Here is a 26,103-nt window from a genome sequence, read left to right as displayed (position 1 = left end):
AATATGAGAATAACAGAATTATTAACAAAAGACACGATAGCAATGGATTTATCTTCATCAGACAAAAATGGTGTTATCGATGAGTTAGTGCATCAACTTGACAAAGCAGGTAAATTAAGTGATGTACCATCGTTTAAAGAAGCAATTCATAACCGAGAATCACAAAGTACAACAGGTATCGGTGAAGGTATTGCCATTCCACATGCGAAAGTGAGTGCTGTTAAATCTCCAGCGATTGCATTTGGTAAATCAAAAGCTGGAGTAGATTATCAAAGTTTAGATATGCAACCAGCACATTTATTCTTTATGATTGCTGCACCGGAAGGTGGCGCTCAAACGCATTTAGATGCATTAGCAAAGTTATCAGGCATTTTAATGGATGAAAATGTACGTGAAAAATTAATAAATGCATCATCACCAGAAGAAGTATTACAAATTATTGATGCAGCAGATGATGAAGCAACAAAAGAAGAAGAAGCAGAAGCACAACAAAATGAAGCGGATGCAGCAGCTGCTTCAACTGGTGCAGGCGTTGAAGATAATGAACCGTACGTTTTAGCTGTCACAGCTTGTCCTACAGGTATCGCACATACTTATATGGCACGCGATGCTTTGAAAAAGCAAGCTGAAAAAATGGGTGTCAAAATCAAAGTAGAAACAAACGGTTCAAGTGGGATTAAAAATCATTTAACAGAACATGATATTGAAAAAGCGTCTGGTATTATTGTAGCAGCAGATGTGCATGTTGAGACAGATCGTTTTGATGGTAAGAATGTAGTCGAAGTACCAGTAGCTGATGGTATTAAACGACCAGAAGAATTAATTAATACTGCTTTAGATACAAGTCGTAGACCATTTGTCGCTAGAGGCGATCGATCAGGTAATAATAACGAAGAGAATGAAGAAAAATTAAGTCCAGGAAAAGCATTTTATAAACACTTAATGAATGGTGTTTCTAATATGTTACCACTTGTCATTGCTGGTGGTATCATTATGGCAATTGTGTTTATTATTGGACCAAACTCATTCAAACCAGAGAGTGCTGAGCACAATGCATTCGCGGAGCAACTATGGAATATAGGTAAAAACAGTGCCTTTGCCTTAATCATTCCAGTATTAGCAGGTTTCATTGCTCGTAGTATTGCAGATAAACCAGGATTTGCAGCTGGTTTAGTTGGCGGTATGTTAGCCATTTCAGGTGACTCAGGATTTATTGGCGGTATTATTGCCGGTTTCTTAGCAGGTTATTTAACACAAGGTATTAAATACATGACACGTAAGTTACCTCAGTCATTAGAAGGTTTAAAACCAACATTAATCTATCCATTATTATCAGTAGCAATTACAGGTTTATTAATGATTTACGTATTTAACCCACCTGCTTCATGGTTAAATCACTTATTGTTAAATGGATTAAATGGACTTTCAGGTTCAAATATTATGTTACTTGGTTTAGTTATTGGTGCAATGATGGCAATCGATATGGGTGGACCATTTAACAAAGCTGCATACGTTTTTGCTACAGCAGCACTTACAGAAGGTAATGCAGCACCAATCACTGCCGCAATGGTTGGAGGTATGATTCCACCATTAGCAATTGCAACAGCAATGCTTATCTTCAGAAAGAAATTCACAAAAGAACAAAGAGGTTCAATTGTACCTAACTATGTTATGGGGGCATCATTCATTACTGAAGGTGCGATTCCGTTTGCTGCAGCTGATCCAATTCGTGTGATTCCATCAATGATGGTTGGTTCAGGTGTTGGTGGTGCGATTGCATTGGCATTAGGTTCAAGAATCCATGCGCCACACGGTGGTATCTTTGTTATCGCATCAACTGACTTTAGTCACATTTTACAAACATTATTAGCTTTAGTTGTAGGTACTTTAGTTTCTGCCTTAATATATGGTTTCTTAAAACCAAAATTAACTGAAAATGAAATTGAAGCATCTAAAGCAATGGATGAATAATAGATTTTTAGCCCTTGTCGTTTAAACGACAAGGGTATTTTTATTTTTACAAAATTAAATGTTGAATTGTATGATATGAATAAAATGAAAGGTTGTAGTAAAATAACAATCGAATCATTAGAATTAGAAAAGAAGGTATTGATATTGAAGGAATATTTACTTATAAACGGTCAGATTTATACAGAAAGTCAAAAAATAGAACATGGTTTTATACATATTAAAGATAGCAAAATAATGGAAATAGGTTCTGATAAAGATAGATTGAATACTTTAAGTAAATCGTATCCCACGGTAAATGCACAAGGGCATCATGTTATTCCCGGATTTATAGATATACATATCCACGGTGGTTACGGCGAAGATGCGATGGATGCCTCTAAGGATGGTCTTAAACATTTATCTGAACAACTATTATCTGAAGGAACAACATCATTTTTAGCAACAACGATGACGCAATCAGATGATAGTATTAATCGAGCACTCCAAAATATTGCAAACTATTATCAAATTCAAAATAAGCTTGATGCTGCAGAAATTGTAGGTATTCATCTCGAAGGTCCATTTATTTCAGAGCATAAAGTGGGGGCGCAACATCCTAAATATGTTCAAAGACCGTCTATTGAAAAGATTAAGACATTTCAACAGACTGCCAATCAATTGATTAAAATTATTACTTTTGCACCTGAAGTTGAAGGTGCAACTGATACATTAAAAGCTTTAAATAACGACATCATATTTTCAATGGGACATACAGTAGCTACATTTGATGAAGCAAATGCAGCTGTTGATAATGGAGCCAAACATATTACGCACTTATATAATGCGGCAACAGGTTTTGGACATCGAGAACCAGGGGTTTTTGGAGCGGCATGGTTAAATCAAAACCTCAATACAGAAATTATAGTTGATGGTGTGCATTCGCACCCAGCGGCCGTAGCAATGGCTTACCAAAATAAAGGCAATGAACATATGTATCTCATTACAGATGCCATGCGTGCAAAAGGAATGCCAGAAGGTGAATATGATCTAGGTGGGCAAAACGTTATTGTTAAGAATGAAGAAGCACGGTTAGATTCAGGTGCATTAGCAGGTAGTATCTTAAAAATGAATGATGGATTGCGTAATTTAATCACTTATACAGGCGCTTCAATTAAAGACTTGTGGCGTGTGACAAGTTGGAACCAAGCGAAAGCGTTAGGTATCGATCAAACAAAAGGTAGTATTAAGGTAGGGAAAGATGCTGATTTAGTAATTGTAGATGATACGATTTCTGTCCACAAAACCATTAAAAATGGTTATGTTCATACATTTTAGATTTGAGGAATAATTTGACTAAATAGGGGTATTAGTTTTAAATGTTATGTTGTAATTCTATAAACATAAATTAACCCAATGAAATATTTTTATGATAGAATAAAATCAATTACATTTTTTTAGGGGGTGTCGCAATGGGAAGGTCTTAGCATGTAAATATCATTTAAGCCAATTCGAAAATTTTAATTACGTGTTAACCATGTGTGACACAGATAATATGGAGGTGAATCCCTAGAAATAGGGAATTAATTGGAAACTTCGACCATAATTAGTTTAATTGTATTTTTTCTTTTAATTGCATTAACAACAGTATTTGTCGGATCTGAATTTGCGCTTGTCAAAGTAAGATCTACACGTATCGAACAATTAGCAGATGAAGGAAACAGTGGTGCTAAAATCGTTAAGAAAATGATTGCCAACCTGGATTACTACTTATCTGCATGCCAACTAGGTATAACAGTAACTTCATTAGGTTTAGGTTGGTTAGGTGAACCGACATTTGATAAATTACTACATCCTTTATTCGAACTAATGCATTTACCAAGTGCATTAACGACAACAGTTTCATTTGTCATTGCGTTTATTGTAGTAACATATTTACATGTCGTATTAGGTGAACTTGCACCTAAATCATTCGCTATTCAACATACAGAGAAAATGGCGTTACTATATGCTAGACCGTTATATTACTTTGGTAATGTCATGAAACCTTTAATTTGGTTAATGAACGGTTCGGCTCGTGTAATTATTAGAGTGTTTGGTGTAGATCCAGATGCACATTCGGATGCAATGTCAGAAGAAGAAATCAAAATCATTATTAATAATAGTTATAATGGTGGCGAAATCAACCAAACTGAACTTGCATATATGCAAAATATCTTTTCTTTTGATGAAAGACAAGCTAAAGATATTATGGTTCCCCGAACTCAAATGATTACGTTGAACGAGCCTTTTAATGTTGATGAACTATTAGAAACGATTAAAGAATACCAATTCACTCGATATCCTATCACTGAAGATGGTGACAAGGACCACGTTAAAGGATTTATAAATGTTAAAGAATTCTTAACTGAGTATGCATCTGGTAAAACAATCAAAATTGCTAACTATATACATGAGTTGCCGATGATTTCAGAGACAACACGTATTAGTGATGCGCTTGTTAGAATGCAACGTGAACATGTTCATATCAGTTTGATTATTGATGAATATGGTGGTACAGCAGGTATTTTAACAATGGAAGATATTTTAGAAGAAATTGTCGGTGAAATCAGAGATGAATTTGACGATGACGAAGTGAACGACATCATTAAATTAGAGGACAACAAATATCAAATTAATGGTCGAGTGTTATTAGACGACTTAAATGAACAATTTGGTATTGAATTCGAAGACTCTGAAGATATTGATACAATCGGTGGATGGTTACAATCTGAAAATACAAATCTTCAAAAAGACGATTTTGTTGATACAGATTACGATCGTTGGATTATATCAGAAATTGAAAATCACCAAATTATTTGGGTCACTTTAAATTATGAGTTTAATCAAGAACGCCCAACATATGAAGTTAATTCAGATGAGGAACAAACGGATTAACGATGATATCTATGATGAAAAGACGCTTAAGCTATTATGTTTAAGTGTCTTTATTTACGTGTATTATAGTATGGTATACATTGGCTTACGTATTTCAACAACTAAGACATATGAAGGAGAGTGGTAGGAATGAATATTAATGATACACAATATTTGAATAATGGTTATCCTATGCCATCTATTGGCTTAGGTGTTTATAAAATAACAGATGATGAAATGAATGAAGTGATTAATACCGCTATTGAAGCAGGTTATCGTGCATTTGATACGGCATATTTTTATGGTAATGAACAGTCACTAGGACAAGCGTTAAAGCAAACAAACGTTGATAGAGAAGACTTATTTATTACATCCAAATTATGGAATGATTATCAAGGATATGACAGCACGATTCAATATTTCAATCAATCTTTAGAAAATTTAGGTCTTGAGTATCTAGACTTGTTTTTAATTCATTGGCCTTGTGAAGAAAATGGCTTATTTATAGAAAGTTATAAGGCATTAGAAACGCTTTATCACGAAGGTAAAGTCAAAGCCATAGGCGTTTGTAATTTTAAACAACATCATCTAGAGAAACTAATGCAAGAAACAGAAATCGTTCCTCAAATCAATCAAATAGAGTTACATCCATACTTTAATCAACAAGAATTACAAGATTATTGTGATCATCATGATATTAAAGTCACTGCATGGATGCCATTAATGAGAAATAAGGGGTTATTAGATGACCCGGTTATTACGGACATGGCTAAACGATATCATAAAACACCAGCACAAATTGTTTTACGTTGGCATTTAGCTCATAATCGTATTATTATTCCTAAATCTAAAACACCTAGTCGAATTTACGAAAACTATAATATTTTAGATTTCAATCTTGAACTTACAGATGTAGCACAAATTGATAGTTTAAATCGAAATGATAGACAAGGTAAAGATCCAGATGAAGTAGCGATAGGTGATTTAAAATAAATGAGTTGAAGTAATGCGACGTAATATTAATCATCGTATGAATGAAAGATTCCATTTATATTACTTTTGAGTTCATTTAAATTTACAAAAGTAGTGATTTTCAATAAATATTGCGATAAACATTAATGGAATATTAAGATTTTGTAAATACAAAGGCTCTAAGTAGAATACACTATTAAGTAATTGATAAAATAATATTAAATCAATTACTAGAAAAGGATGTCATTGAATGAATATAAGAGTCATCATTCCTTGTTATAATGAAGGAGAAGTCGTATTAAAAACATATGAAAAGCTGACTGAGATATTAAAGCAAGATAGCATCAATAAACAATATGAATACGATTTACTATTCATAGATGATGGCAGTAAAGATTCAACTATTGATCATCTACAAAATTTAGCATTAGCTGACCACCACGTAAAATATATTTCATTTAGTAGAAATTTTGGTAAAGAGGCTGCTATGGTGGCAGGCTATCAACATAGTGAACATTGTGACGCTGTAGTTATGATAGATGCTGATCTACAACATCCGCCAGAATTTATTCCGCAAATGGTTGAAGGGTATAATGAAGGTTATGATCAAGTTATAGCAAAACGTGATCGTAAAGGAGAAAATGTCGCTAGAAAATCGATGACACGTGCTTATTATAAATTGATTAATGCCTTTGTAGAAGATGTGCAGTTTGAAGATGGCGTAGGTGATTTTAGATTACTAAGCAAACGTGCAGTACAAGCACTGACATCTATGGATGAATATAACCGATTTTCAAAAGGATTATTTGAATGGATAGGTTATAATACGAAAGTATTCACCTATGAAAATGTAGAACGTGAAGCAGGAGAATCGAAATGGTCATTTGCCAAATTATTAAATTATGGTATTGATGGCTTAATTTCGTTTAATAATAAACCATTAAGAATGATGATTTATCTAGGTATGATTACATTTTCACTTAGTGTACTATATCTCGTATATCTTTTAATTAATATCATGATTTCAGGTGTGAACATTCCCGGTTACTTCACAACAATAGCTGCGATCACACTTTTAGGTGGTATTCAGTTAATGTCTATAGGAGTCATTGGTGAGTATATTGGTCGTATCTATTATGAAGTGAAAAAGCGACCTAAATATATTGTTCAGGCCACGAATATTGAACCTGAACAAACATCTGAAAGATCACAGGAGTCAAAAGACTCAGACAAGGCACAATCTAGAAAAAATCAATCTGAACACTATCATCAAATTAGAAGATTTGATGCACATAGACATCAACCGACATATCAAGCAACACAAAATAGTGATGAATATAAAGAACGTGTTCATTAAACAAAAAGCTTACAGATTATATATTTTTCCATAACCTGTAAGCTTTTTATAAATTGATTTTTTGACAACGATAAAGAAATACTTTTTCTTTAGAAATTAGTATTTCTTATGCATGAGTTTCACTCATGAATTCCTATTTTAAAGTACACATTAGCTGTGGCTAATGCGTAAGAACCACTACATCATAAATGATTAGTGGTTCTTTATTATTTCTGTCCCTCTCCCTTAAATATACGTTGCCATATGATAAATAATATGAATAGTACATATATGATAGCAAACACGTACCAAAAAGGTGTGAGTATCATCATAGCTATAAATGAGATGATAATTAATATCGTACCAATCATCATAGGGTGTTTGATTGTTTTTAAAATAGGTAGACGATTAAGTTCTGACAAATTAAATGTACCTATAAATAATAATACTGCACCGATAATGAAAATAGCTGGAGCTAAGTATGGTAACGACATATAGACAGATTGTTCACTGGAAATATCTGTTATAAATTGCGCTAAACTTATGACAATGGCAAATATCACTGCAATGAACTTTTGGTCTTTTATCATGAAAGGATTAATTTTTTTATTTAAATAGAGTTGTAATAATGCCCATACAATGAATAAAATCATCGTATAGATTGAAATAAAATTATATTTTGAGACTACGATTAAATCGATAATAGCATTTAATGAAATAGCTATTAGTATTGAACTAAACCGAAGTTGTTCAAATTGGTGCAAATATAAATCTATTCCTATAATGAGCAATACTACGGCAATATTAATTAATATATATAGAATCATGGTGTACTCCTATCCGTAATACTTCATTCAATTATTATATCAATTAACATAAACTTAATCATTATATAACACTCGAAATTGTTAAAGTTATATTAAATGAGTTTAAACACCCTTCATATTACTCCATAACAATGTGTGTAATTGGGGCAATACATATACATTATTCATATCGCTACTAGTCATGACACGTTCGACTAATTGTTCATAACGTTGTAATAGTTTAGCAGTATGGTTGTCGACCTCATCATCTAAATAAGGATTACCCACTTGTAAATAAAATGGAATTGTTGGATAACGATGATGAATCATTTTAGCAAATTCGAAGTCACCCTCATCAAAAATGACGACTTTTAAATTTAGTGATTCAGGTACACACTGTTCAATAACACTATCTAAAATTTCCAAATTAGGTTTCATATTTGAGCTTGGCGGTTTGGGACTAATTGTTAAGTCATCGATTTGAGTCATCCATGGTTGAAATTTACTGCCTTGTGTTTCAAGGGCAGTTTGAATATGATGTTCTTCAAATAAATTTACTAAATCTTGGATACCTTTAATAAGTGCCGGATTTCCACCAGAAATTGTGACGTGATTAAAATTGTCGCCACCTACTTCACGCAATTTGTCATATATTTCTTCTGCAGACATTAATTGAATATCCTCTTTAGCACTACCATCCCATGTAAAGGCAGAATCACACCAACTACAGCGATAATCACAACCTGCAGTTCTAACAAACATTGTTTTTCTACCAATGACGCGTCCTTCTCCTTGAATTGTTGGACCAAACACTTCTAATACAGGTATTTTAGCCATTATTGATCACCCTTAGGACGATAAACGACATAGCTTGTAGGTGTTTCACGTAAATAAACTTGGACACATTTTGGTTGATTCTTTTGATCTTTAAGATATGATTGCACCATTTGATATATAGTTTGAGCAACAATTTCTGTAGAAGGGCTTTTACCTTTGAATTGAACTAAATCATTTAATAAATAATGATCGAATTGGTCATGAATTAATTTTTTTAAATCACTAAAATTCACTAAAAAACCATTGTGATCTAATTCATCTCCAGCTATGGTAATATTTACGAAATAAGTATGTCCGTGAGTACGCATACATTTTCCAGCGTCTTCACTTGGAATATAATGTGCTGCTGAAAAGTTAAAGTCTTTATTAAGTTCGAATTGATAGGGATGATTGACACTAGGATAGATTTGTTGAATCATCTTATTGTACTCCTTTCTTCGCAAGATATCGGTCGAGTCCGCGTGATCTTAATTGGCAAGCAGGGCATTCACCACAACCATCTCCAATAATACCGTTATAACAAGTTAGCGTATTTTCACGAATATAGTTTAATACCCCAAGATCGTCAGCAAGTTCCCATGTTTGTGCTTTATCTAACCACATTAATGGCGTGTGAATCACAAAATCTCGATCCATAGACAGATTTAATGTTACGTTCATTGATTTAATGAAACTATCACGACAGTCAGGATAACCTGAAAAGTCAGTTTCACAAACACCAGTAATGATATGTTTAGCTTTAATTTGGTAAGCTAATGCACCAGCGAATGATAAGAACAGTAGATTACGAGCAGGTACGAATGTATTTGGAATACCATCTTCTGTATCTTCAATTTTTAAGTCATGTTGTGTTAATGCATTAGGTGTCAGTTGGGATAACAACGACATATCTAATATGTGGTGTTCTACGTTTTGTTCTTGAGCAATTTTTTTAGCTACTTCAATTTCAGTATCATGTCTTTGTCCATAATTAAAAGTAACGAGAATAACATCTTTAAAATGCTTTTTAGCATAAAACAAACATGTTGTACTGTCTTGACCTCCGCTAAAGACGACTATGGCTTTGTTTGGATCTAGAGTGTGTTGTACCATGATTTTTTCCTCCTATAAATCATTAGTCACTAAAACCGAAAATTAAGGCATAAAAAAAGCCTATCTCTATAAAAAAGATAGACGACAGATTGTGAATACACATATAATTTTAAAGAAAGCATTAAAATGATATGTCTATTTGCAAACAGAAATTAAATTCAGTGTCTAGTTTTTTATAGAGGGTTTCGGCTAGGAACCTCTGATAACTATATATTTTGTACGCAACATAGAATAAACCAATTCATATGTAAAATCAAGTGAATTTTTGTGATAATAGTGTTAAAGACGTATCGAATAACGAATATTAATGTAATGGAGCGTAATCATGTTAGTAGTGATAGATAATAAAGATTCATTTACTTATAATTTAATTAATTATTTTAAAATGGCTACACAAGATATAGTGAATGTTATTGATGTAGAGGAGATTAATATCGAGGAATTAAAGGCGCTAAAGCCTAAAGCTATCGTTATCTCTCCTGGTCCCGGGAGACCTAGTGATTATTCTATTTTATTTAAGGTGATGGATGACTTTTATCAGCACATACCTATTTTTGGGGTCTGTTTAGGATTTCAAATGATTTACCAATATTTTGGAGGAAAAATTATACATAGAGATAGACCTATACATGGTCATACGACATTATTAAGCCACTATGGTGAAGGTATGTTTCAAGGATTGCCAGAAAAATTTAATGTAATGTTATATCATTCTTTACAAGCAGATGAAAGTAGCATTCCAAGCGATTTGAAAATTACGGCTAAGGGAGAAGATGATGTCATTATGGGGATAGAGCATGATAAATATCCTATTTATGGTTTACAGTATCACCCAGAATCCATTTTAAGCGAACAAGGCCAAAACCAGATTCAAAACTTTATCGACATTGTAGGTGAAAATAATGACTATCAAATTTAACTATCGCTATTACATAGACGACAATCAATTCGAAACCTATCATATTGAATTGGATCAATTGATTGAAAAGAAGATAGCTAAACATATAGATGAAGTGGGGCGTGTTATACGTTTTGCAGAATTACAACAACAACAAGGTCGTTATGTCACGTTATATATAACATATGAAGCGGCACGTTATTTTAACCCACAAATGGCTGTGTGCCATGTAGAAGAAGATGGTATCTTAGCAATAGCATATAGCTTTAAAGTAGCCAATCACATAAATGAATCTACAAAATTGAATGATGTATCATATAATTCGAAACATCACTTTAAATTTATAGAATCAAATCAACAAATGAAAGAAAAAATTAAAAGCATTCAACATGCAATTGTCGAAGGAGACACCTATCAAGTGAACTATACTACCCGATTAACTGATAACATCCATTTTCCTATTCATCAGTTATATCGACAATTAACCACTGCGGCGAATGGTAATTACACGGCCTTATTAGATACAGATGAGGTTAAAGTCGCATCTATTTCTCCTGAATTATTTTTTCAGAAAGGAATATTTAATGGTGAACCGAACGTGTTAGTTAGTAAGCCAATGAAAGGTACAATGCCGAGAGGTGTAACGAACGAAGAAGATCTACAAAACTACCATCAACTTCAACAGTCTGAGAAAGATAAAGCTGAAAATGTAATGATTGTAGATTTATTGCGTAATGATATTTCTAGAATAGCAATGACAGGAAGTATTATTGTTTATAAATTATTTTTTATAGAAACGTATCATACGGTACATCAAATGACGAGTATGGTCACAGGAAAACTATCATCAGATGTGACACTTGAAATGATTTTAAGTGCTATATTTCCGTGTGGTTCTATTACTGGTGCACCTAAAATCAATACTATGAAATTAATTCATTCTTTAGAACAAGTTCCAAGATACATATATTGTGGAACGATTGGATTATTACTGCCTAACGGTAAAATGATATTTAATATACCTATACGTACGATTGAGTATCGACATCAGCAAGCGATTTATGGCGTTGGTGCTGGGATTACGATTAACTCTAACCCAGATAATGAAGTCCAAGAATTTTATGATAAGACGAGGATACTGGAGAGGTTATAATGTACTTATTTGAAACAATGAAATTAGAGAATGGTCATATTGCACGACTTGCTTATCACAAACAGAGAATAAGTCAATCTAGTAACAAATTGAATATGACTTTTAATGAGTTAGGCTGGGAACGTCTTATTCACTCGATACAATCTAAATATCAAGAAGGTAGTTACCGTTTGAAAGTGATGTTAAACGAAGAAGGGGATTTCGACTATTTAGTAGCACCATTAACATCTAAATCACATTTTACTGCGTCTTTAGTACGTGAACATTCAAATACATCTCATATAACGATAATTAATAAAACATCGAATAGAGACCATGTATCTTATGATTTAGATACTGATTTAGCACTCATATTTGATAAGAATGGCAAGATTTTAGAATTTAATATTGGGAACGTTATGTTTAAAGAAAACGGATATTATTATACACCTCATTATAATGAAGATTTTTTATTAGGATGCATGCGGCAATCATTGATTGATGAAGGTTGTTTGCAAGAAAAAAACTATTATGTTGATGAATTAATAGAGAAATTGACTACTAATAAAGTAGAGGTATTTTTACTAAATAGTTTGCGAGAGGTTGCCGACGTTACAATTTACCTATAAAATTAACATGAAAGTAGCGCGAAATATTATCAAATGGAGTAGATAATGACATTATTATGGATAGGATTATTAATTGTTGTAGCAGTTGTAAATAAAGTCATCGTTAATCGATTATTACAAAAGAGAGCACAAATATTCGCACGTATCGTTGCAACAGTTACTACCATATGTGCCATTATATTAGTATATTTATTGATTAAATCACTGATGCCTTTTGTAATAGAGCGTATGAACGTATTTTATCATCATTAAAGACTTTTGAGGTGAAGGTATGAAAATATATAGTCAAGGCGACCAAGCCATCGTAATATCAATAGAGAAAAAGGTATCAAAAGATCTTACTGAAGATTTATTAGCCTTGCGATCATATTTAAATGAAAAAAATTACTCGTTCATCATAGAAATTGTACCTACTGAATCGGACATGATGATTATTTATGATGCACGAGACATGATTAAACATCATCATATACAATCGCCATTCTTATATATGAAAGCGCTCATTGAGTCGATTAAGTTGGAAATAAAACATGAGAATAAAACGCAGGCACCATTTCAAATTCCTATCGTATATGGAGAAGAATACGGGCCAGACTTAGAATCATTATTAAAACATTTAAAAATGGATGAATCACAATTTAAAGCACTACATACAGGAAGTGATTATTTTGTATCGATGATGGGATATTCACCAGGATTTCCATATTTAACAGGAATGAACAAAAAATTATTTGTGAATCATACAAGCAAAGAAAAGAAATTTATTCCGGCAGGTTCCGTCGTCATTGAAGGCAAAAAATGTGGTATCGTTACTACCGACACTTATAATGACTGGTTGGTAATTGGATATACACCAACACAACTTTTCTTTCCAAATAAAGATGATTTTTCACTCTTAAAATTAGGCGATAATGTACAATTTATTGCTAAAGATAAAAATGAATTGGATTTAGGAGACTTTAAAACATGTCAATCATAATAGAAAATAGCGGTTTATTTAGTAGTTTTCATGATTTTGGTAGACACGGATATGAACATAATGGTGTGATACCAAGTGGTGCACTTGATAGTTTGTCACACGAAATTGCCAATCGGTTAGTAGCTAATGATAAAAATGAAGCAACACTCGAAATGACACATAAAATGCCAACGATTCGTTTTACAGAACCAACGTTAATCGCATTAGCAGGTGGTAATTTTAAAGCAGAGACACAAACAATGAAGGTCTTTCCATATAAGTTATATTTAATGGAAAAAGATGATGTTTTAAAGTTTGAAGAAACGAGCAGAACATCACGTGTTTATTTAGCTGTCGGTGGAGGCTTTAATCTAGAAGAATGGTTAGGCTCTACATCAACAGATTTTAATGTTAAATTGGGTGGTTTTGAAGGTCGACAACTACAAAATGGTGATGAAATTGAAATGAAACGCCTATATAGTGAGCGACATCAAAAATTATTTGAAAATTTAGCTGAGTCTCGTCAAACAGATTGGGGTGTAGATGGCTATGCGTTATCATTTAACTATATGTCGGATGTATTCCATGTCATTAAAAACAAAGGTTCAGAAGATTTTAAAGAAAATGTCTTGCAACGTTTTACATCACATAATTATAAAGTAACTAGTAAAGCAAATCGAATGGGAATGGTTTTAGAAGGGGAAAAAGTGAAAGCGTATTATGATGATATGCCTGCACATCAATCAGTTAAACGAGGTACAATTCAAGTTAAAAGAGATGGTACACCAATCATCCTGTTAAATGATCACTATACATTGGGTAGTTATCCTCAGATAGGTACGATAGCAAGCTATCATTTAACAAAGTTAGCTCAGAAACCAACAGGATCAAAATTAAAATTCCAATTTATAGATATTGAAACAGCAGAGAAAAATCTCATTAAATATAGTAATTGGTTAAATCAATTATTCCATGGCATTGAGTATCGTATGCAGTTAGAAATGTTGAAATAGGCACTATTAATGTAAAGTGGAAGCTCGTACTTAAGACGGATGGATTAATAAATATAAGTCTATATAATATATAGGTACATTATAGAAGGTTTAACTTTCAATCATAGTTTATATTTTGAAAAGTGTGTTTTTACTTGATATTTAAGGTTGCTTCCTTTATATTAATATATTGAACTATGTATTTTGTTACAATATGATTACATTCATCATATTTTCTTAATAAAAAATTAACATCAACAATACATTAGCTAGTTATTGGACCAATCTACTAGCTATTTTTAACGTCAAAATGAAATGTTTAGTGAATTTTAAAAATTATATATTGTGTTAAATCATGCAGACCAATATTGGAATGGGTTAAAATAAAAGTGGAAATAACTTGTTTTATTTCGACGTAGTAAAGTAAGCAATGCGTTTATATGTTAAACGGAGTTATTGTTAAAGAAGATAAAAGCTTACTGGCGTTGTTTTAAGACAAATTACCATTGCCTAATTACGTTTAATTCGTTATTGATAAGGTTCTTGTGGTTTATTAACAATAAACGGAGGAAACAAACATGAGTTCTCACAAAAAGGAGATAAGTCTTTTTGCGTTTTTCCTGATGACCGTATTTACGATCACGCTAAAGACATATTTTTCCTATTATGTTGATTTTTCTTTAGGTGTTAAAGGATTAGTACAAAACTTAATATTACTGATGAATCCATACAGTTTAATCGCACTTGTACTAAGTGTGTTCCTATTCTTCAAAGGTAAAAAGGCTTTTTGGTTTATTTTTGTTGGAGGATTCTTATTAACATTTTTACTGTATGCCAACGTTGTATACTTTAGATTTTTCTCTGATTTTTTAACGTTTAGTACTTTGAATCAAGCAGGGAATGTAGAATCTATGGGTGGCGCATTAGGTGCATCATTTAAATGGTACGACTTTGTGTACTTTATCGATACGATTATCTACCTGTTTATTCTAATCTTTAAACGTCAGTGGTTAAGTACAAAAGCATTTAGTAAGAAATTTGTTCCAGTCGTTATGGCTGTATCAGTAGCGTTATTCTTCTTAAACTTAGCTTTTGCTGAAACTGACCGTCCAGAGTTATTAACTCGTACATTTGACCACAAATACTTAGTTAAATATTTAGGACCATTTAATTTTACAGTATATGATGGTGTAAAAACGATCGAAAACAATCAACAAAAGGCTTTAGCATCAGAAGATGACCTAACTAAAGTGCTTAATTATACAAAGCAAAAACGTACTGAACCTAACCCAGAATATTATGGTGCGGCTAAGAAGAAAAATATTATTAAAATCCATTTAGAGAGTTTCCAAACTTTCTTAATTAACAAGAAAGTTAATGGTAAGGAAGTAACACCATTCTTGAACAAACTATCAAGTGGTAAAGAAGATTACACTTACTTCCCTAACTTCTTCCATCAAACTGGTCAAGGTAAGACATCAGATGCCGAATTGACAATGGATAACAGTATATATGGATTACCACAAGGTTCTGCATATTCATTAAAAGGTGACAACACATATGAATCACTGCCAGCGATTTTAGATCAAAAGCAAGGTTATAATTCAAATGTCATGCATGGTGACTATAAAACGTTCTGGAACAGAGACCAAATTTATAAACACTTTGGTATAGATAAGTTCTATGATGCAACCTATTATGATATGTCAGACGATAATGTAGTCAATTTAGGATTAAAAGATAAAGTGTTCTTCAAAGATTCAGCGGACTATCAAGCTAAAATGAAAAAACCGTTCTATTCTCACCTTATTACATTGACTAACCATTATCCATTCACTTTAGATGAGAAGGATGCATCTATTGATAAGCCAAATACAGGTGACTCTACAGTTGACGGATATATTCAAACAGCACATTATTTAGACCAAGCGCTTGAAGAATATGTTACAGATCTTAAGAAAAAAGGGTTATATGATGATTCTGTTATCATGATTTATGGTGACCACTACGGTATCTCTGAAAACCATAATAATGCGATGGAAAAATTATTAGGTGAAAAGATTACACCAGCGAAGTTCACTGATTTAAACCGTACTGGTTTCTGGATTAAAATTCCAGGCAAATCAGGTGGCATAAATAAAGAATATGCTGGACAAATGGATGTTATGCCAACGATTTTACATTTAGTTGGTATTGATACTAAAAACTATATCATGTTTGGTACTGATTTATTCTCTAAACAACATAACGATGTAGTACCATTTAGAAATGGTGACTTTATTACTAAAGACTACAAATATGTTAACGGTAAGTTATATTCTAATAAAGATAATGAATTACTAACTAAGAAACCAAAAGACTTCGAGAAAAATCAAAAACAAGTTGAAAAAGATTTAGAAATGAATGATAGTTTACTTAACGGTGACTTATTCAGATTCTATAAAAATCCTGATTTCAAAAAAGTAGATCCATCGAAGTATGAATATAAAACAGGACCAAAAGGTAACGAGAAAAAATAATTCAATAAAACCGAATTGAGTATAAGCACTCAATTAGGTTTTTTTATTTTTGATATATTTAACAGAGAGTGGAACAGAAATAATAAAGAACCACTAATCATTTATGATGTAGTGGTTCTTATGCTTTAGCCACAGCTAATGTGTACTTTAAAATACGAACACATGAGTCAATACGCATGTGTATGTCATTCTAATTTCTATAAGAAAAAGAATGACTTTTCAGTCAACGGCTGACTAAATATGAATGTAACTTGAAGTATGTATTTATGTCCTAGCCTGTTTATCTGCTTAATACGACAAATTAAAGAGGAGTGGGGGTTCTATTGAACTCCACTCCTCTTTATTATTCTATCTGCCTTCGTAGTCAAACTTTAATTTTAGGAAATTATATGGAAATTACATCTTAATAAAACTACTTGATTAGCCTAATGCAACGTCTAATACCATCATAATAGCGAAACCAAGCATTAAGCTTAGCGTAGCTAAATCTGTATTATTACCTGATTGAGAATCTGGTATTAGCTCTTCTACTACTACAAATATCATTGCACCTGCAGCAAAGGCGAGCGCGTACGGTAACATCGGTGTAATAACTAGTACTGCACCTGCGCCAATCATAGCAAATATGGGTTCTACAATAGCTGAAGCCTGTCCATAGTTGAAAGCTTTCCAACTAGACGCACCGGCTGCTTTAATTGGCATAGATAAGGCTGCACCTTCAGGAATGTTTTGGATACCTATACCAATCGCTAAGCCAATCGCACCTAGGAATGTAGCAGTACCATTGCCTGATACTACGCCACCAAAGGCAACACCAATTGATAAACCTTCAGGTATATTATGCAATGTAATTGCAAGCACGAGTAATGCATTTTTACTTAGAGATGTGTCAATGCCTTCTTGTTGCTGATTTTCATCCTTCGCATTACGATGCATATGCGGTATAACAAAATCTAGTCCGCGAATAAAGAAACCGCCAAATAAGAATCCAATCGCAGCTGGTAACCATGGCATTGCTGAGTCTTTACTAAATTCAATTGAGGGTTGTAACAGAGACCAGAAACTTGCGGCAATCATAATACCTGCAGCAAACCCTTGCATCGAGTTCAACACTTTATCATTAACAGATTTAAAAATAAAGACAGAAGCTGCACCAAGTGCTGTTAATAACCATGTAATGATTCCTGCAATTAAAGCTTGAAAATGAGGAGGCAAATTTTCGAAGAATTCTGCCATAACTAGGTCTCCTTGTATCATTTAAGCTTAAAAAGGTGTATAATATATAGAACTGATTTAAGCTTAACAAAATTATATAGAAAATTCGATAGTAAAAGGAAGATAAGCATGGAAGCATATAAAATTGAACATTTAAATAAATCCTATGCAGACAAAGTGATATTCGATGACTTAAATTTATCTATATCTGAACACGAAAAGATTGGTCTAGTAGGGATTAATGGTACAGGTAAGAGTACATTGCTGAAAGTCATAGGTAATATAGACGAAGATTTTACGGCTGATATCACACATCCAAATAATTATCGAATACGTTATTCATCACAAAAGCATGATCTTGATGGAGATATGACAGTGTTTGAGGCGGTACTAAGTTCTGATACACCTACATTAAAGGTGATTAAAGATTATGAACAAGCTGTAAATCAATATGCCATCAATCAAAGCGACAAGCAATTTCAAATTATGATGGAAGCTCAAGAAATGATGGATCGTAAAGAGGCATGGGATTATAATGCTGAAATCAAGACCATACTTTCTAAATTAGGCATTAATGATACAAATAAATTAGTGAAGTCATTATCAGGTGGTCAACAAAAACGTGTTGTTTTAGCGAAGACATTAATAGAACAACCCGATTTATTATTGTTAGACGAGCCGACAAACCATTTAGATTTTGAGTCGATAAACTGGTTAATTAATTACGTAAAGCAATATCCTTATACTGTTTTATTTGTAACACATGACCGTTACTTTTTAAACGAAGTATCTTCAAGAATTATTGAATTAGATAGAGGTAAGTTAAAAACATATCCTGGTAATTATGAAGATTACATAGCTATGCGTGCTGAAAATGAACAAATCGAACAGAAACAACAACAAAAGCAAAAGGCATTATATAAGCAAGAATTGGCTTGGATGAGAGCCGGCGCAAAAGCTAGAACAACTAAACAACAAGCACGTATTAATCGCTTTAGCGACTTAGAATCTGAAGTTAAACAACAAACGAAACAAGATAAAGCACAGTTGAATTTAGCTCATTCAAGACTAGGTAAACAAGTGTATGAATTAGATCATTTATCAAAATCAATCAATGACAAAGTACTATTTGAAAATATTACTGAGATTATACAAAGTGGTCAAAAAATAGGTATAGTAGGTCCTAATGGAGCGGGCAAAACCACATTATTAAATATATTAGCATCTGAAGATCAATCATTTGAAGGCCAATTAAAAGTAGGACAGACCGTTAAAGTGGCTTACTTCAAACAAACTGAAGAAACATTAGATAGAGATATCAGAGTGATTGATTATCTTCGTGAAGAGAGTGAAGTTGCTATGGAAAAGGATGGCACCTCCGTTTCTGTAACACAATTGCTTGAGCGCTTTCTATTCCCAAGTTCAACGCATGGTAAGAAAGTATATAAATTATCAGGTGGCGAACAAAAGCGGTTATATCTTTTACGTTTATTAGTACATAAGCCGAATGTATTATTATTAGACGAACCTACAAACGATTTAGATACCGAAACCCTAACCATTTTAGAAGATTATATCGATGAATTTGGTGGTTCAGTGATTACGGTTAGTCATGATAGATATTTTCTTAACAAAGTGGCACAAGAATATTGGTATATTCATGATGGTAAAATGGAAAAAATCATTGGTTCATTTGAGGACTATGAAGCTTATAAAAAAGCTCAAGACAAACAATTTGCTATGGATAAACAGAGCGCCAATCAAACCAAACATAAACCACAATCTCGAAAAAAATCGGGACTGTCATATAAGGAAAAGCGTGAATATGAAGCACTTCTTGAACGTATTGATCAAACTGAAACAAGATTAGTTGAAATTGACGAAGAAATGGTAGAAGCGAGTGCAGATTACGCAAAAATCAAAGCACTGAATGAAGAAAAAGAACAACTTGAGGCAACATATGATACTGACATCACAAGATGGAGTGAACTCGAAGAATTAAAAGAACAATAAGGGGAATTTAATCATGCAAGAAACTTTATCGCATTATTTTGGCTACGATACGTTTCGTCCAGGTCAAGAAGAAATCATTTCAAAAATTATAGATCATCGAAATGTATTAGGTGTGTTACCCACAGGTGGCGGTAAATCGATATGTTATCAAGTACCTGGATTGATGTTAGGTGGAACGACAATTGTTATTAGTCCATTAATATCATTAATGAAAGACCAAGTAGACCAATTGAAAGCAATGGGGATTAATGCTGCGTTTATTAATAGTAGTTTAACTCAGAAACAACAAAAAAAGATTGAACAAGATTTAATTAGCGGCCATATTCAGTTCTTATATGTCGCACCTGAACGTTTTGAAAATCAATATTTTTTAAGTCAATTAAGAAAAGTAAATATACGATTAGTTGCATTTGATGAAGCGCACTGTATTTCAAAATGGGGACATGATTTCAGACCAAGTTATCAAAATGTGATTCAAAAGGTTTTCACACTTCCACAAGATTTTGCGATTGTGGCATTAACAGCAACGGCAACAGCTGAAGTACAACAAGATATTATGACAAAATTAAATATTGAGGCCAATGATGAAGTGAAGACGAGCACGAAGCGGCGAAATTTAATATTTAAAGTTAATCCAACATATCAACGTCAAAAATTTGTCGTAGACTATGTCACAGAACATGATGAAGAAGCGGGTATCATTTATTGTTCGACACGTAAACAAGTTGAAGAGCTACAAGAGGTACTTGAAAGTCATAAGGTTAAATGTACGATTTATCATGCGGGATTAACAAATAAGGAAAGAGAAGCTGCTCAAAATGATTTTCTATACGATCGTGTGAATGTCGTTATTGCGACGAATGCTTTTGGTATGGGAATCGATAAATCTAATGTCAGATTTGTTATACACTACAATATGCCAGGGGATTTAGAATCATATTATCAAGAAGCTGGACGTGCAGGTCGTGATGGCTTGAAAAGTGAATGTATCTTATTATTCAGTGAACGTGATAGAGGACTTCATGAATATTTTATATCAGTATCTCAAGCAGACGATGATTATAAAGAGAAGATGGGCGAAAAACTAACTAAAATGCTCCAATATACTAAAACTAAAAAATGTCTTGAAGCAACGATAGTCCATTATTTTGAACCTAATGAAAAATTAGAAGAATGTAAACAGTGTAGTAATTGTATACAAGAGAATAAAACCTATGATATGACGAGAGAAGCTAAGATGATCATTAGTTGTGTCGCACGTATGAGACAACAAGAAAGCTATAGCGTCATTATTCAGGTGTTACGTGGTGAAACAACAGATTACATTAAATATAACGATTATGACCAATTGACAACTCACGGTATTATGAAATCATATACTACTTCAGAATTAAGCCATTTAATTGATGAATTAAGATTTAAAGGCTTTTTAAATGAAAATGATGAAATACTTATATGTGATAAGTCAGTGAAAAAGTTATTAAATGATGACACTAAAGTATATACAACGCCATTTAAACAAAAATCAAAAGAAAAAGTGTTTATAAACACAGTAGAAGGTGTAGACAGAACTTTATTTAGCGAACTGGTTAAAGTGAGAAAACAATTAAGTGATAAACTGGGAATTGCACCAGTAAGTATTTTCTCTGATTATACATTAGAAGAATTTGCTAAGCGAAAACCAGAATCTAAACAAGATATGATAAACATTGACGGTGTGGGGAGTTATAAACTAAAACATTATTGCCCACAATTCCTTGAAAGAATACAGTCATATAAGACAAGTATTTAAATATTAACAATAACAAAATGAATTAAGATTTAAACTCGATGTACATCACATGATAAATGTGTCTTGCATCGAGTTTTTCATGTTTAATATGGTCTCAATTTAGCGATTAGTAAGTGTACTTGTAACAAATATCAAAAAATCAAAAAAATTAATTAATTTGATTTGTGATTAGAACATAAAAAAGGGTATAGTAAATGAAAATGTCTATTTGATTAGAGTGAATGAAGGTGAAGTTGTGATTGAATTTAAGAATGTGACGAAACGTTACGGTAATCATGTCGCAGTAGACGATGTTAGTTTTAATATCAAAGAAGGGGAATTTTTCGTATTAATAGGCCCTTCAGGTTGTGGGAAAACGACAACTTTAAAAATGATAAACCGATTAATTCCACTAAGCGAGGGATATATTTATTTTAATAATAAGCCAATCAGCGATTATCCTGTTTATGAAATGAGATGGGATATTGGGTATGTACTACAACAAATTGCATTATTTCCACATATGACGATTAAAGAAAATATAGCACAAGTGCCACAAATGAAGAAATGGAAAGATAAGGATATTAATGTAAGAGTAGATGAATTATTAGAGATGGTTGGGTTGGACCCCGAGATTTATAAAAATAGGTTACCTGAAGAACTATCTGGAGGACAACGACAACGTGTTGGAGTAGTGCGTGCGTTAGCTGCAGATCCACCTGTCATTATTATGGATGAACCATTTAGTGCGTTAGACCCAATAAGTAGAGAAAAACTTCAAGATGATTTGATTGATTTACAAACAAAGATTAAAAAAACCATCGTATTTGTGACGCATGATATTCAAGAGGCAATGAAGTTGGGAGACCGAATATGTTTATTGAATGAAGGACATGTCGAACAAATTGATACACCATCAGGTTTTCAACAACATCCTCAAAGTGACTTTGTGAAACAATTTATGGGTAATCATATACAGAAATCAGAATCTAGAGTGATATTGAAGGATTTAAATATTGAACGTCAATTAGATGAGGTTGCTGCTACGAAAAATTATCCAGAAATAAGTAATGAACAATATTTAGATGATATTTATCAAACATTAATCAATCATGACGCTATCGTAGTGATTGATGAACAATCACAACATAAGACATTAATTAAAAGAGAAGATGTATTTAAATATTTGTCAGGCGTAAAGGGGGAGAACACCCATGCATGAATTTTGGCAAACGCTAGCAGAACGTAAGGGACAGTTACTCTCGACGATTATTGAACATATACAGATTTCATTTATTGCTTTATTAATAGCAACCATCATTGCCGTACCACTTGGTATTTTATTAACCAAAACGAAGAAAACATCTGAAATTGTCATGAATATTGCTGCAATACTGCAAACGATTCCTTCATTAGCATTACTTGGATTAATGATTCCATTATTTGGAATAGGACGATTACCAGCAATCATTGCACTCGTTGTATATGCACTGTTACCTATATTACGTAATACATATACAGGTGTAAAAGAGGTTGATCCATCACTAGTCGAAGCGGCAAAAGGTATTGGTATGAAACCCATACGTCGATTAACAAAAGTAGAATTACCTATAGCCATGCCTGTGATTATGGCAGGTATTAGAACTGCTATGGTTCTCATTATAGGTACCGCAACTTTAGCAGCATTAATTGGTGCTGGTGGACTGGGGGATTTAATTTTACTAGGGATTGATCGTAATGACGCATCATTAATTTTAATTGGTGCAATTCCAGCAGCATTATTAGCCATATTATTTGATATTGTACTAAGATTTATGGAGAAACTATCATATAAGAAATTATTAATCGTCTTAGGAACAATGGTAATAATCATTATGGTTGCTATTATCGTCCCGTTATTTGCTCAAAAAGGTGATAAAATTACGCTAGCAGGTAAATTAGGTTCAGAACCATCCGTCATTACTAATATGTATAAAATATTAATTGAACAAGATACAGATGATACTGTTGAAGTCAAAGATGGAATGGGTAAGACTGCCTTCTTATTTAATGCACTTAAATCTGACGATATCGATGGTTATTTAGAATTCACAGGTACAGTTTTAGGAGAATTAACAAAAGAAGATTTAAAATCTAAGCAAGAACCTCAAGTATATCAACAAGCTAAACAAAGTTTAGAGAAAAAATATAATATGACCATGTTAAAACCAATGAAATATAATAATACTTATGCATTAGCAGTTAAACGTGATTTTGCTAAGAAAAATCATATTAAAACCATTGGTGATTTGTCTAAAGTAGAAGATAAATTAAAACCAGGGTTTACACTGGAATTCAATGATCGACCAGACGGTTTTAAAGCAGTTAAAAAAGCTTATGGTCTAAATATTTCAAATGCCAAAACCATGGAGCCTAAACTTCGCTATACAGCAGTTGAAAAAGGGGACATCAATTTAATTGATGCATATTCTACAGATGCGGAATTAAAGCAATATGATATGGTAGTATTAAAGGATGATAAACATGTATTCCCACCTTATCAAGGTGCACCAATGTTTAAAGAAAAATTCATCAAGGATCATCCAGAAGTGAAGAAACCACTTAATAAACTAGCTGGCAAGATTTCAGATGAAGAAATGCAAGAAATGAATTATAAAGTCACAGTAAAGAAACAAGACCCATATCAAGTAGCTAAAGATTACTTAGAAAAAGAAGGTCTGGTGAAATAAAATAGTCTGATAAACATAGCCTCAATGGTATGGAACATAATGGAATGTTTCGTTCTCATTGAGGCTTTTTTGATTCTTTAGACATGTCACTTTAACTATTACATTTCATATTTGATTTGAAGATGGATTGATTTATGTAATAGTAAGTGTTTATAATTAATATTAAGTTTTTGAAATTTCTGTCAATTTGAGGGGGCAACGATTAATATGAAAAAACAACTCGAACAATTATCTGCATATCAACCAGGACTATCACCTAGAGCACTCAAAGAAGCATATGGAATTGAAGAAGAGTTATATAAATTAGCATCCAATGAAAACTTATATGGTCCTTCTCCTAAAGCTAAAGAAGCAATAACAAATCATTTAGATGAATTATATTATTATCCTGAAACAGGATCGCCACTACTTAGAGAGGCGATTAGTCAACATTTAGATGTGGACGCATCTCGAATTTTATTTGGCGCAGGTTTGGATGAAGTCATCTTAATGATTTCAAGAGCAGTATTAACACCAGGAGATAAAATCGTAACGAGCGAGGCAACATTTGGACAATATTATCATAATGCTATTGTAGAGTCTGCTCACGTTGTTCAAGTGCCATTAAAGAATGGTGGATTTGATTTAGAAGGTATTTTAAATGAAGTCGATGACGATACATCGCTAGTGTGGTTATGTAACCCTAATAATCCTACTGGTACATATTTTAATCATGATGAACTTAAAGGATTTTTAGAACGTGTACCAAGTCATGTACCTGTACTCATTGATGAAGCATATTTTGAATTTGTTACTGCAGACGATTATCCTGATACGTTAAAGTTACAAGAAACATTTGATAATGCATTTTTACTAAGAACTTTTTCAAAAGCCTATGGATTAGCAGGATTACGCGTAGGTTATGTGGTTGCCACTAATGAAGCTATTGAAAAATGGAATATCATTAGACCACCATTCAATGTTACACGTTTATCTGAATATGCTGCAGTAGCTGCATTGGAAGATCAAGACTACTTAAAACAGATTACTTCAAAAAATGCTAAAGAACGTGAAAAATTTTATCAAATACCTCAAAGTAAACATTTCTTACCAAGTCAAACTAACTTTGTATTTGTACAAACAGATAAAAGTAAAGAACTGTATGAGGCACTCTTAAAAGTAGGTTGTATTACACGACCATTTCCTACAGGCGTTAGGATTACGGTAGGTTTTCCAGAACAAAATGATAAGATGATTGACGTATTACAACATTTTGAATTTTAAAGTGTTATATTAGGTAAGTTAAATCTTTTGTCTGAATCGTCCTTTTGCTATACTTTAGAAATACATTACATTTGAGGA

22 protein-coding genes are annotated in these 26,103 nt (G+C 32.7%); 17 read left to right on the top strand and 5 right to left on the bottom strand.

Annotated features, from left to right (window positions below; all coding sequences use genetic code 11):
* Positions 1-3 precede the first annotated feature (3 nt).
* The 5 genes from LPC11_RS10270 (at position 4) to LPC11_RS10250 (ending at position 7,192) form a co-directional block, all read left to right on the top strand.
* Positions 4-1,971, top strand: coding sequence for a PTS fructose transporter subunit IIABC (locus LPC11_RS10270; RefSeq protein WP_023374783.1), 1,968 nt, complete (start codon positions 4-6; stop codon positions 1,969-1,971).
* 144 nt (positions 1,972-2,115) lie between these two features.
* Complete coding sequence (nagA, locus tag LPC11_RS10265) at positions 2,116-3,285, top strand: N-acetylglucosamine-6-phosphate deacetylase (RefSeq protein ID WP_041614099.1); 1,170 nt, start codon at positions 2,116-2,118, stop codon at positions 3,283-3,285.
* 249 nt (positions 3,286-3,534) lie between these two features.
* Positions 3,535-4,884 carry a hemolysin family protein gene (locus tag LPC11_RS10260; protein WP_023374785.1) on the top strand — a complete coding sequence of 450 codons (1,350 nt, stop codon included), beginning with the start codon at positions 3,535-3,537 and terminating at the stop codon, positions 4,882-4,884.
* A gap of 129 nt (positions 4,885-5,013) precedes the next feature.
* A complete protein-coding gene (locus tag LPC11_RS10255; protein WP_023374786.1) occupies positions 5,014-5,856 on the top strand; it encodes an aldo/keto reductase in 843 nt (280 codons plus the stop codon).
* A 229-nt stretch (positions 5,857-6,085) separates the two neighbouring features.
* Entirely contained in the window at positions 6,086-7,192 is a 1,107-nt protein-coding gene (locus tag LPC11_RS10250; protein ID WP_023374787.1) for a glycosyltransferase family 2 protein, read from the top strand.
* A gap of 206 nt (positions 7,193-7,398) precedes the next feature.
* Here LPC11_RS10250 and LPC11_RS10245 read toward each other — a convergent pair whose 3' ends face one another.
* From LPC11_RS10245 to queC, 4 genes are all read right to left on the bottom strand, one after another.
* Entirely contained in the window at positions 7,399-7,998 is a 600-nt protein-coding gene (locus LPC11_RS10245) for a hypothetical protein (RefSeq protein ID WP_023374788.1), read from the bottom strand.
* Between the two features lie 102 nt (positions 7,999-8,100).
* The gene (queE, locus tag LPC11_RS10240; RefSeq protein ID WP_023374789.1) at positions 8,101-8,814 is read right to left on the bottom strand and encodes a 7-carboxy-7-deazaguanine synthase QueE; all 714 of its coding nucleotides are present in this window, start codon (positions 8,812-8,814) and stop codon (positions 8,101-8,103) included.
* Entirely contained in the window at positions 8,814-9,233 is a 420-nt protein-coding gene (gene queD, locus LPC11_RS10235) for a 6-carboxytetrahydropterin synthase QueD (protein ID WP_023374790.1), read from the bottom strand. The genes queE and queD overlap by 1 nt, the downstream gene beginning before the upstream one ends.
* Before the next feature lies 1 nt (position 9,234).
* Positions 9,235-9,906, bottom strand: coding sequence for a 7-cyano-7-deazaguanine synthase QueC (gene queC / locus LPC11_RS10230; RefSeq protein ID WP_023374791.1), 672 nt, complete (start codon positions 9,904-9,906; stop codon positions 9,235-9,237).
* A gap of 325 nt (positions 9,907-10,231) precedes the next feature.
* On the opposite strand from queC, the gene LPC11_RS10225 reads away from it, so the two are divergent.
* The 7 genes from LPC11_RS10225 to ltaS all read left to right on the top strand — a co-directional run bounded on the left by LPC11_RS10225 (position 10,232) and on the right by ltaS (position 17,034).
* Complete coding sequence (locus LPC11_RS10225; RefSeq protein WP_023374792.1) at positions 10,232-10,825, top strand: anthranilate synthase component II; 594 nt, start codon at positions 10,232-10,234, stop codon at positions 10,823-10,825.
* Positions 10,809-11,957, top strand: coding sequence for an aminodeoxychorismate synthase component I (gene pabB, locus LPC11_RS10220; RefSeq protein WP_023374793.1), 1,149 nt, complete (start codon positions 10,809-10,811; stop codon positions 11,955-11,957). The genes LPC11_RS10225 and pabB overlap by 17 nt, the downstream gene beginning before the upstream one ends.
* Entirely contained in the window at positions 11,957-12,565 is a 609-nt protein-coding gene (locus LPC11_RS10215; protein WP_023374794.1) for an aminotransferase class IV, read from the top strand. Before pabB ends, LPC11_RS10215 begins: the two co-directional genes overlap by 1 nt.
* A 45-nt stretch (positions 12,566-12,610) precedes the next feature.
* Positions 12,611-12,817: a hypothetical protein gene (locus tag LPC11_RS10210; RefSeq protein ID WP_023374795.1), complete on the top strand. Its 207-nt coding sequence runs from the start codon at positions 12,611-12,613 to the stop codon at positions 12,815-12,817.
* Between the two features lie 19 nt (positions 12,818-12,836).
* Positions 12,837-13,544, top strand: coding sequence for a 5-oxoprolinase subunit B family protein (locus LPC11_RS10205; RefSeq protein WP_023374796.1), 708 nt, complete (start codon positions 12,837-12,839; stop codon positions 13,542-13,544).
* The gene (locus tag LPC11_RS10200) at positions 13,532-14,536 is read left to right on the top strand and encodes a 5-oxoprolinase subunit C family protein (RefSeq protein ID WP_023374797.1); all 1,005 of its coding nucleotides are present in this window, start codon (positions 13,532-13,534) and stop codon (positions 14,534-14,536) included. The genes LPC11_RS10205 and LPC11_RS10200 overlap by 13 nt, the downstream gene beginning before the upstream one ends.
* Before the next feature lie 557 nt (positions 14,537-15,093).
* On the top strand, positions 15,094-17,034 hold the full coding sequence (gene ltaS / locus LPC11_RS10195) for a polyglycerol-phosphate lipoteichoic acid synthase LtaS (RefSeq protein WP_231307259.1): 1,941 nt from the start codon (positions 15,094-15,096) through the stop codon (positions 17,032-17,034).
* 420 nt (positions 17,035-17,454) lie between these two features.
* On the opposite strand, the gene LPC11_RS10190 is transcribed toward ltaS, so the two are convergent.
* Complete coding sequence (locus tag LPC11_RS10190) at positions 17,455-18,270, bottom strand: ZIP family metal transporter (protein ID WP_023374799.1); 816 nt, start codon at positions 18,268-18,270, stop codon at positions 17,455-17,457.
* A gap of 102 nt (positions 18,271-18,372) precedes the next feature.
* Between LPC11_RS10190 and LPC11_RS10185 the strand changes: the two genes are divergently transcribed.
* The 5 genes from LPC11_RS10185 (at position 18,373) to hisC (ending at position 26,025) form a co-directional block, all read left to right on the top strand.
* On the top strand, positions 18,373-20,262 hold the full coding sequence (locus LPC11_RS10185) for an ABC-F family ATP-binding cassette domain-containing protein (RefSeq protein WP_193220846.1): 1,890 nt from the start codon (positions 18,373-18,375) through the stop codon (positions 20,260-20,262).
* A gap of 10 nt (positions 20,263-20,272) precedes the next feature.
* Entirely contained in the window at positions 20,273-22,054 is a 1,782-nt protein-coding gene (gene recQ / locus LPC11_RS10180) for a DNA helicase RecQ (protein ID WP_231307398.1), read from the top strand.
* 235 nt (positions 22,055-22,289) lie between these two features.
* The gene (locus tag LPC11_RS10175) at positions 22,290-23,255 is read left to right on the top strand and encodes an ABC transporter ATP-binding protein (protein WP_023374802.1); all 966 of its coding nucleotides are present in this window, start codon (positions 22,290-22,292) and stop codon (positions 23,253-23,255) included.
* Positions 23,248-24,762 carry an ABC transporter permease/substrate-binding protein gene (locus tag LPC11_RS10170; protein WP_231307258.1) on the top strand — a complete coding sequence of 505 codons (1,515 nt, stop codon included), beginning with the start codon at positions 23,248-23,250 and terminating at the stop codon, positions 24,760-24,762. The genes LPC11_RS10175 and LPC11_RS10170 overlap by 8 nt, the downstream gene beginning before the upstream one ends.
* A gap of 207 nt (positions 24,763-24,969) precedes the next feature.
* Positions 24,970-26,025 (top strand): histidinol-phosphate transaminase, encoded by a 1,056-nt coding sequence (hisC, locus tag LPC11_RS10165; protein ID WP_023374804.1) that lies wholly within the window; start codon positions 24,970-24,972, stop codon positions 26,023-26,025.
* The last annotated feature ends 78 nt before the right edge of the window (positions 26,026-26,103 follow it).

The organism is Staphylococcus sp. HL28 (genome assembly GCF_021117155.1).
GTDB lineage: Bacteria > Bacillota > Bacilli > Staphylococcales > Staphylococcaceae > Staphylococcus > Staphylococcus warneri.
The sequence above is the reverse complement of the archived record's forward strand: the minus strand, read 5'-3'. Positions and strand labels throughout refer to the sequence as shown.

What these genes read in the sequence shown, in the direction of transcription:
- LPC11_RS10270 (WP_023374783.1), top strand. Translation starts at nt 4, where the DNA reads ATGAGAATAACAGAATTATTAACAAAAGACACGATAGCAATGGATTTA.
- LPC11_RS10255 (WP_023374786.1), top strand. Translation starts at nt 5,014, where the DNA reads ATGAATATTAATGATACACAATATTTGAATAATGGTTATCCTATGCCA.
- LPC11_RS10250 (WP_023374787.1), top strand. Translation starts at nt 6,086, where the DNA reads ATGAATATAAGAGTCATCATTCCTTGTTATAATGAAGGAGAAGTCGTA.
- LPC11_RS10245 (WP_023374788.1), bottom strand. Translation starts at nt 7,998, where the DNA reads ATGATTCTATATATATTAATTAATATTGCCGTAGTATTGCTCATTATA.
- queE (WP_023374789.1), bottom strand. Translation starts at nt 8,814, where the DNA reads ATGGCTAAAATACCTGTATTAGAAGTGTTTGGTCCAACAATTCAAGGA.
- queD (WP_023374790.1), bottom strand. Translation starts at nt 9,233, where the DNA reads ATGATTCAACAAATCTATCCTAGTGTCAATCATCCCTATCAATTCGAA.
- queC (WP_023374791.1), bottom strand. Translation starts at nt 9,906, where the DNA reads ATGGTACAACACACTCTAGATCCAAACAAAGCCATAGTCGTCTTTAGC.
- LPC11_RS10225 (WP_023374792.1), top strand. Translation starts at nt 10,232, where the DNA reads ATGTTAGTAGTGATAGATAATAAAGATTCATTTACTTATAATTTAATT.
- pabB (WP_023374793.1), top strand. Translation starts at nt 10,809, where the DNA reads ATGACTATCAAATTTAACTATCGCTATTACATAGACGACAATCAATTC.
- LPC11_RS10215 (WP_023374794.1), top strand. Translation starts at nt 11,957, where the DNA reads ATGTACTTATTTGAAACAATGAAATTAGAGAATGGTCATATTGCACGA.
- LPC11_RS10210 (WP_023374795.1), top strand. Translation starts at nt 12,611, where the DNA reads ATGACATTATTATGGATAGGATTATTAATTGTTGTAGCAGTTGTAAAT.
- LPC11_RS10205 (WP_023374796.1), top strand. Translation starts at nt 12,837, where the DNA reads ATGAAAATATATAGTCAAGGCGACCAAGCCATCGTAATATCAATAGAG.
- LPC11_RS10200 (WP_023374797.1), top strand. Translation starts at nt 13,532, where the DNA reads ATGTCAATCATAATAGAAAATAGCGGTTTATTTAGTAGTTTTCATGAT.
- ltaS (WP_231307259.1), top strand. Translation starts at nt 15,094, where the DNA reads ATGAGTTCTCACAAAAAGGAGATAAGTCTTTTTGCGTTTTTCCTGATG.
- LPC11_RS10190 (WP_023374799.1), bottom strand. Translation starts at nt 18,270, where the DNA reads ATGGCAGAATTCTTCGAAAATTTGCCTCCTCATTTTCAAGCTTTAATT.
- LPC11_RS10170 (WP_231307258.1), top strand. Translation starts at nt 23,248, where the DNA reads ATGCATGAATTTTGGCAAACGCTAGCAGAACGTAAGGGACAGTTACTC.
- hisC (WP_023374804.1), top strand. Translation starts at nt 24,970, where the DNA reads ATGAAAAAACAACTCGAACAATTATCTGCATATCAACCAGGACTATCA.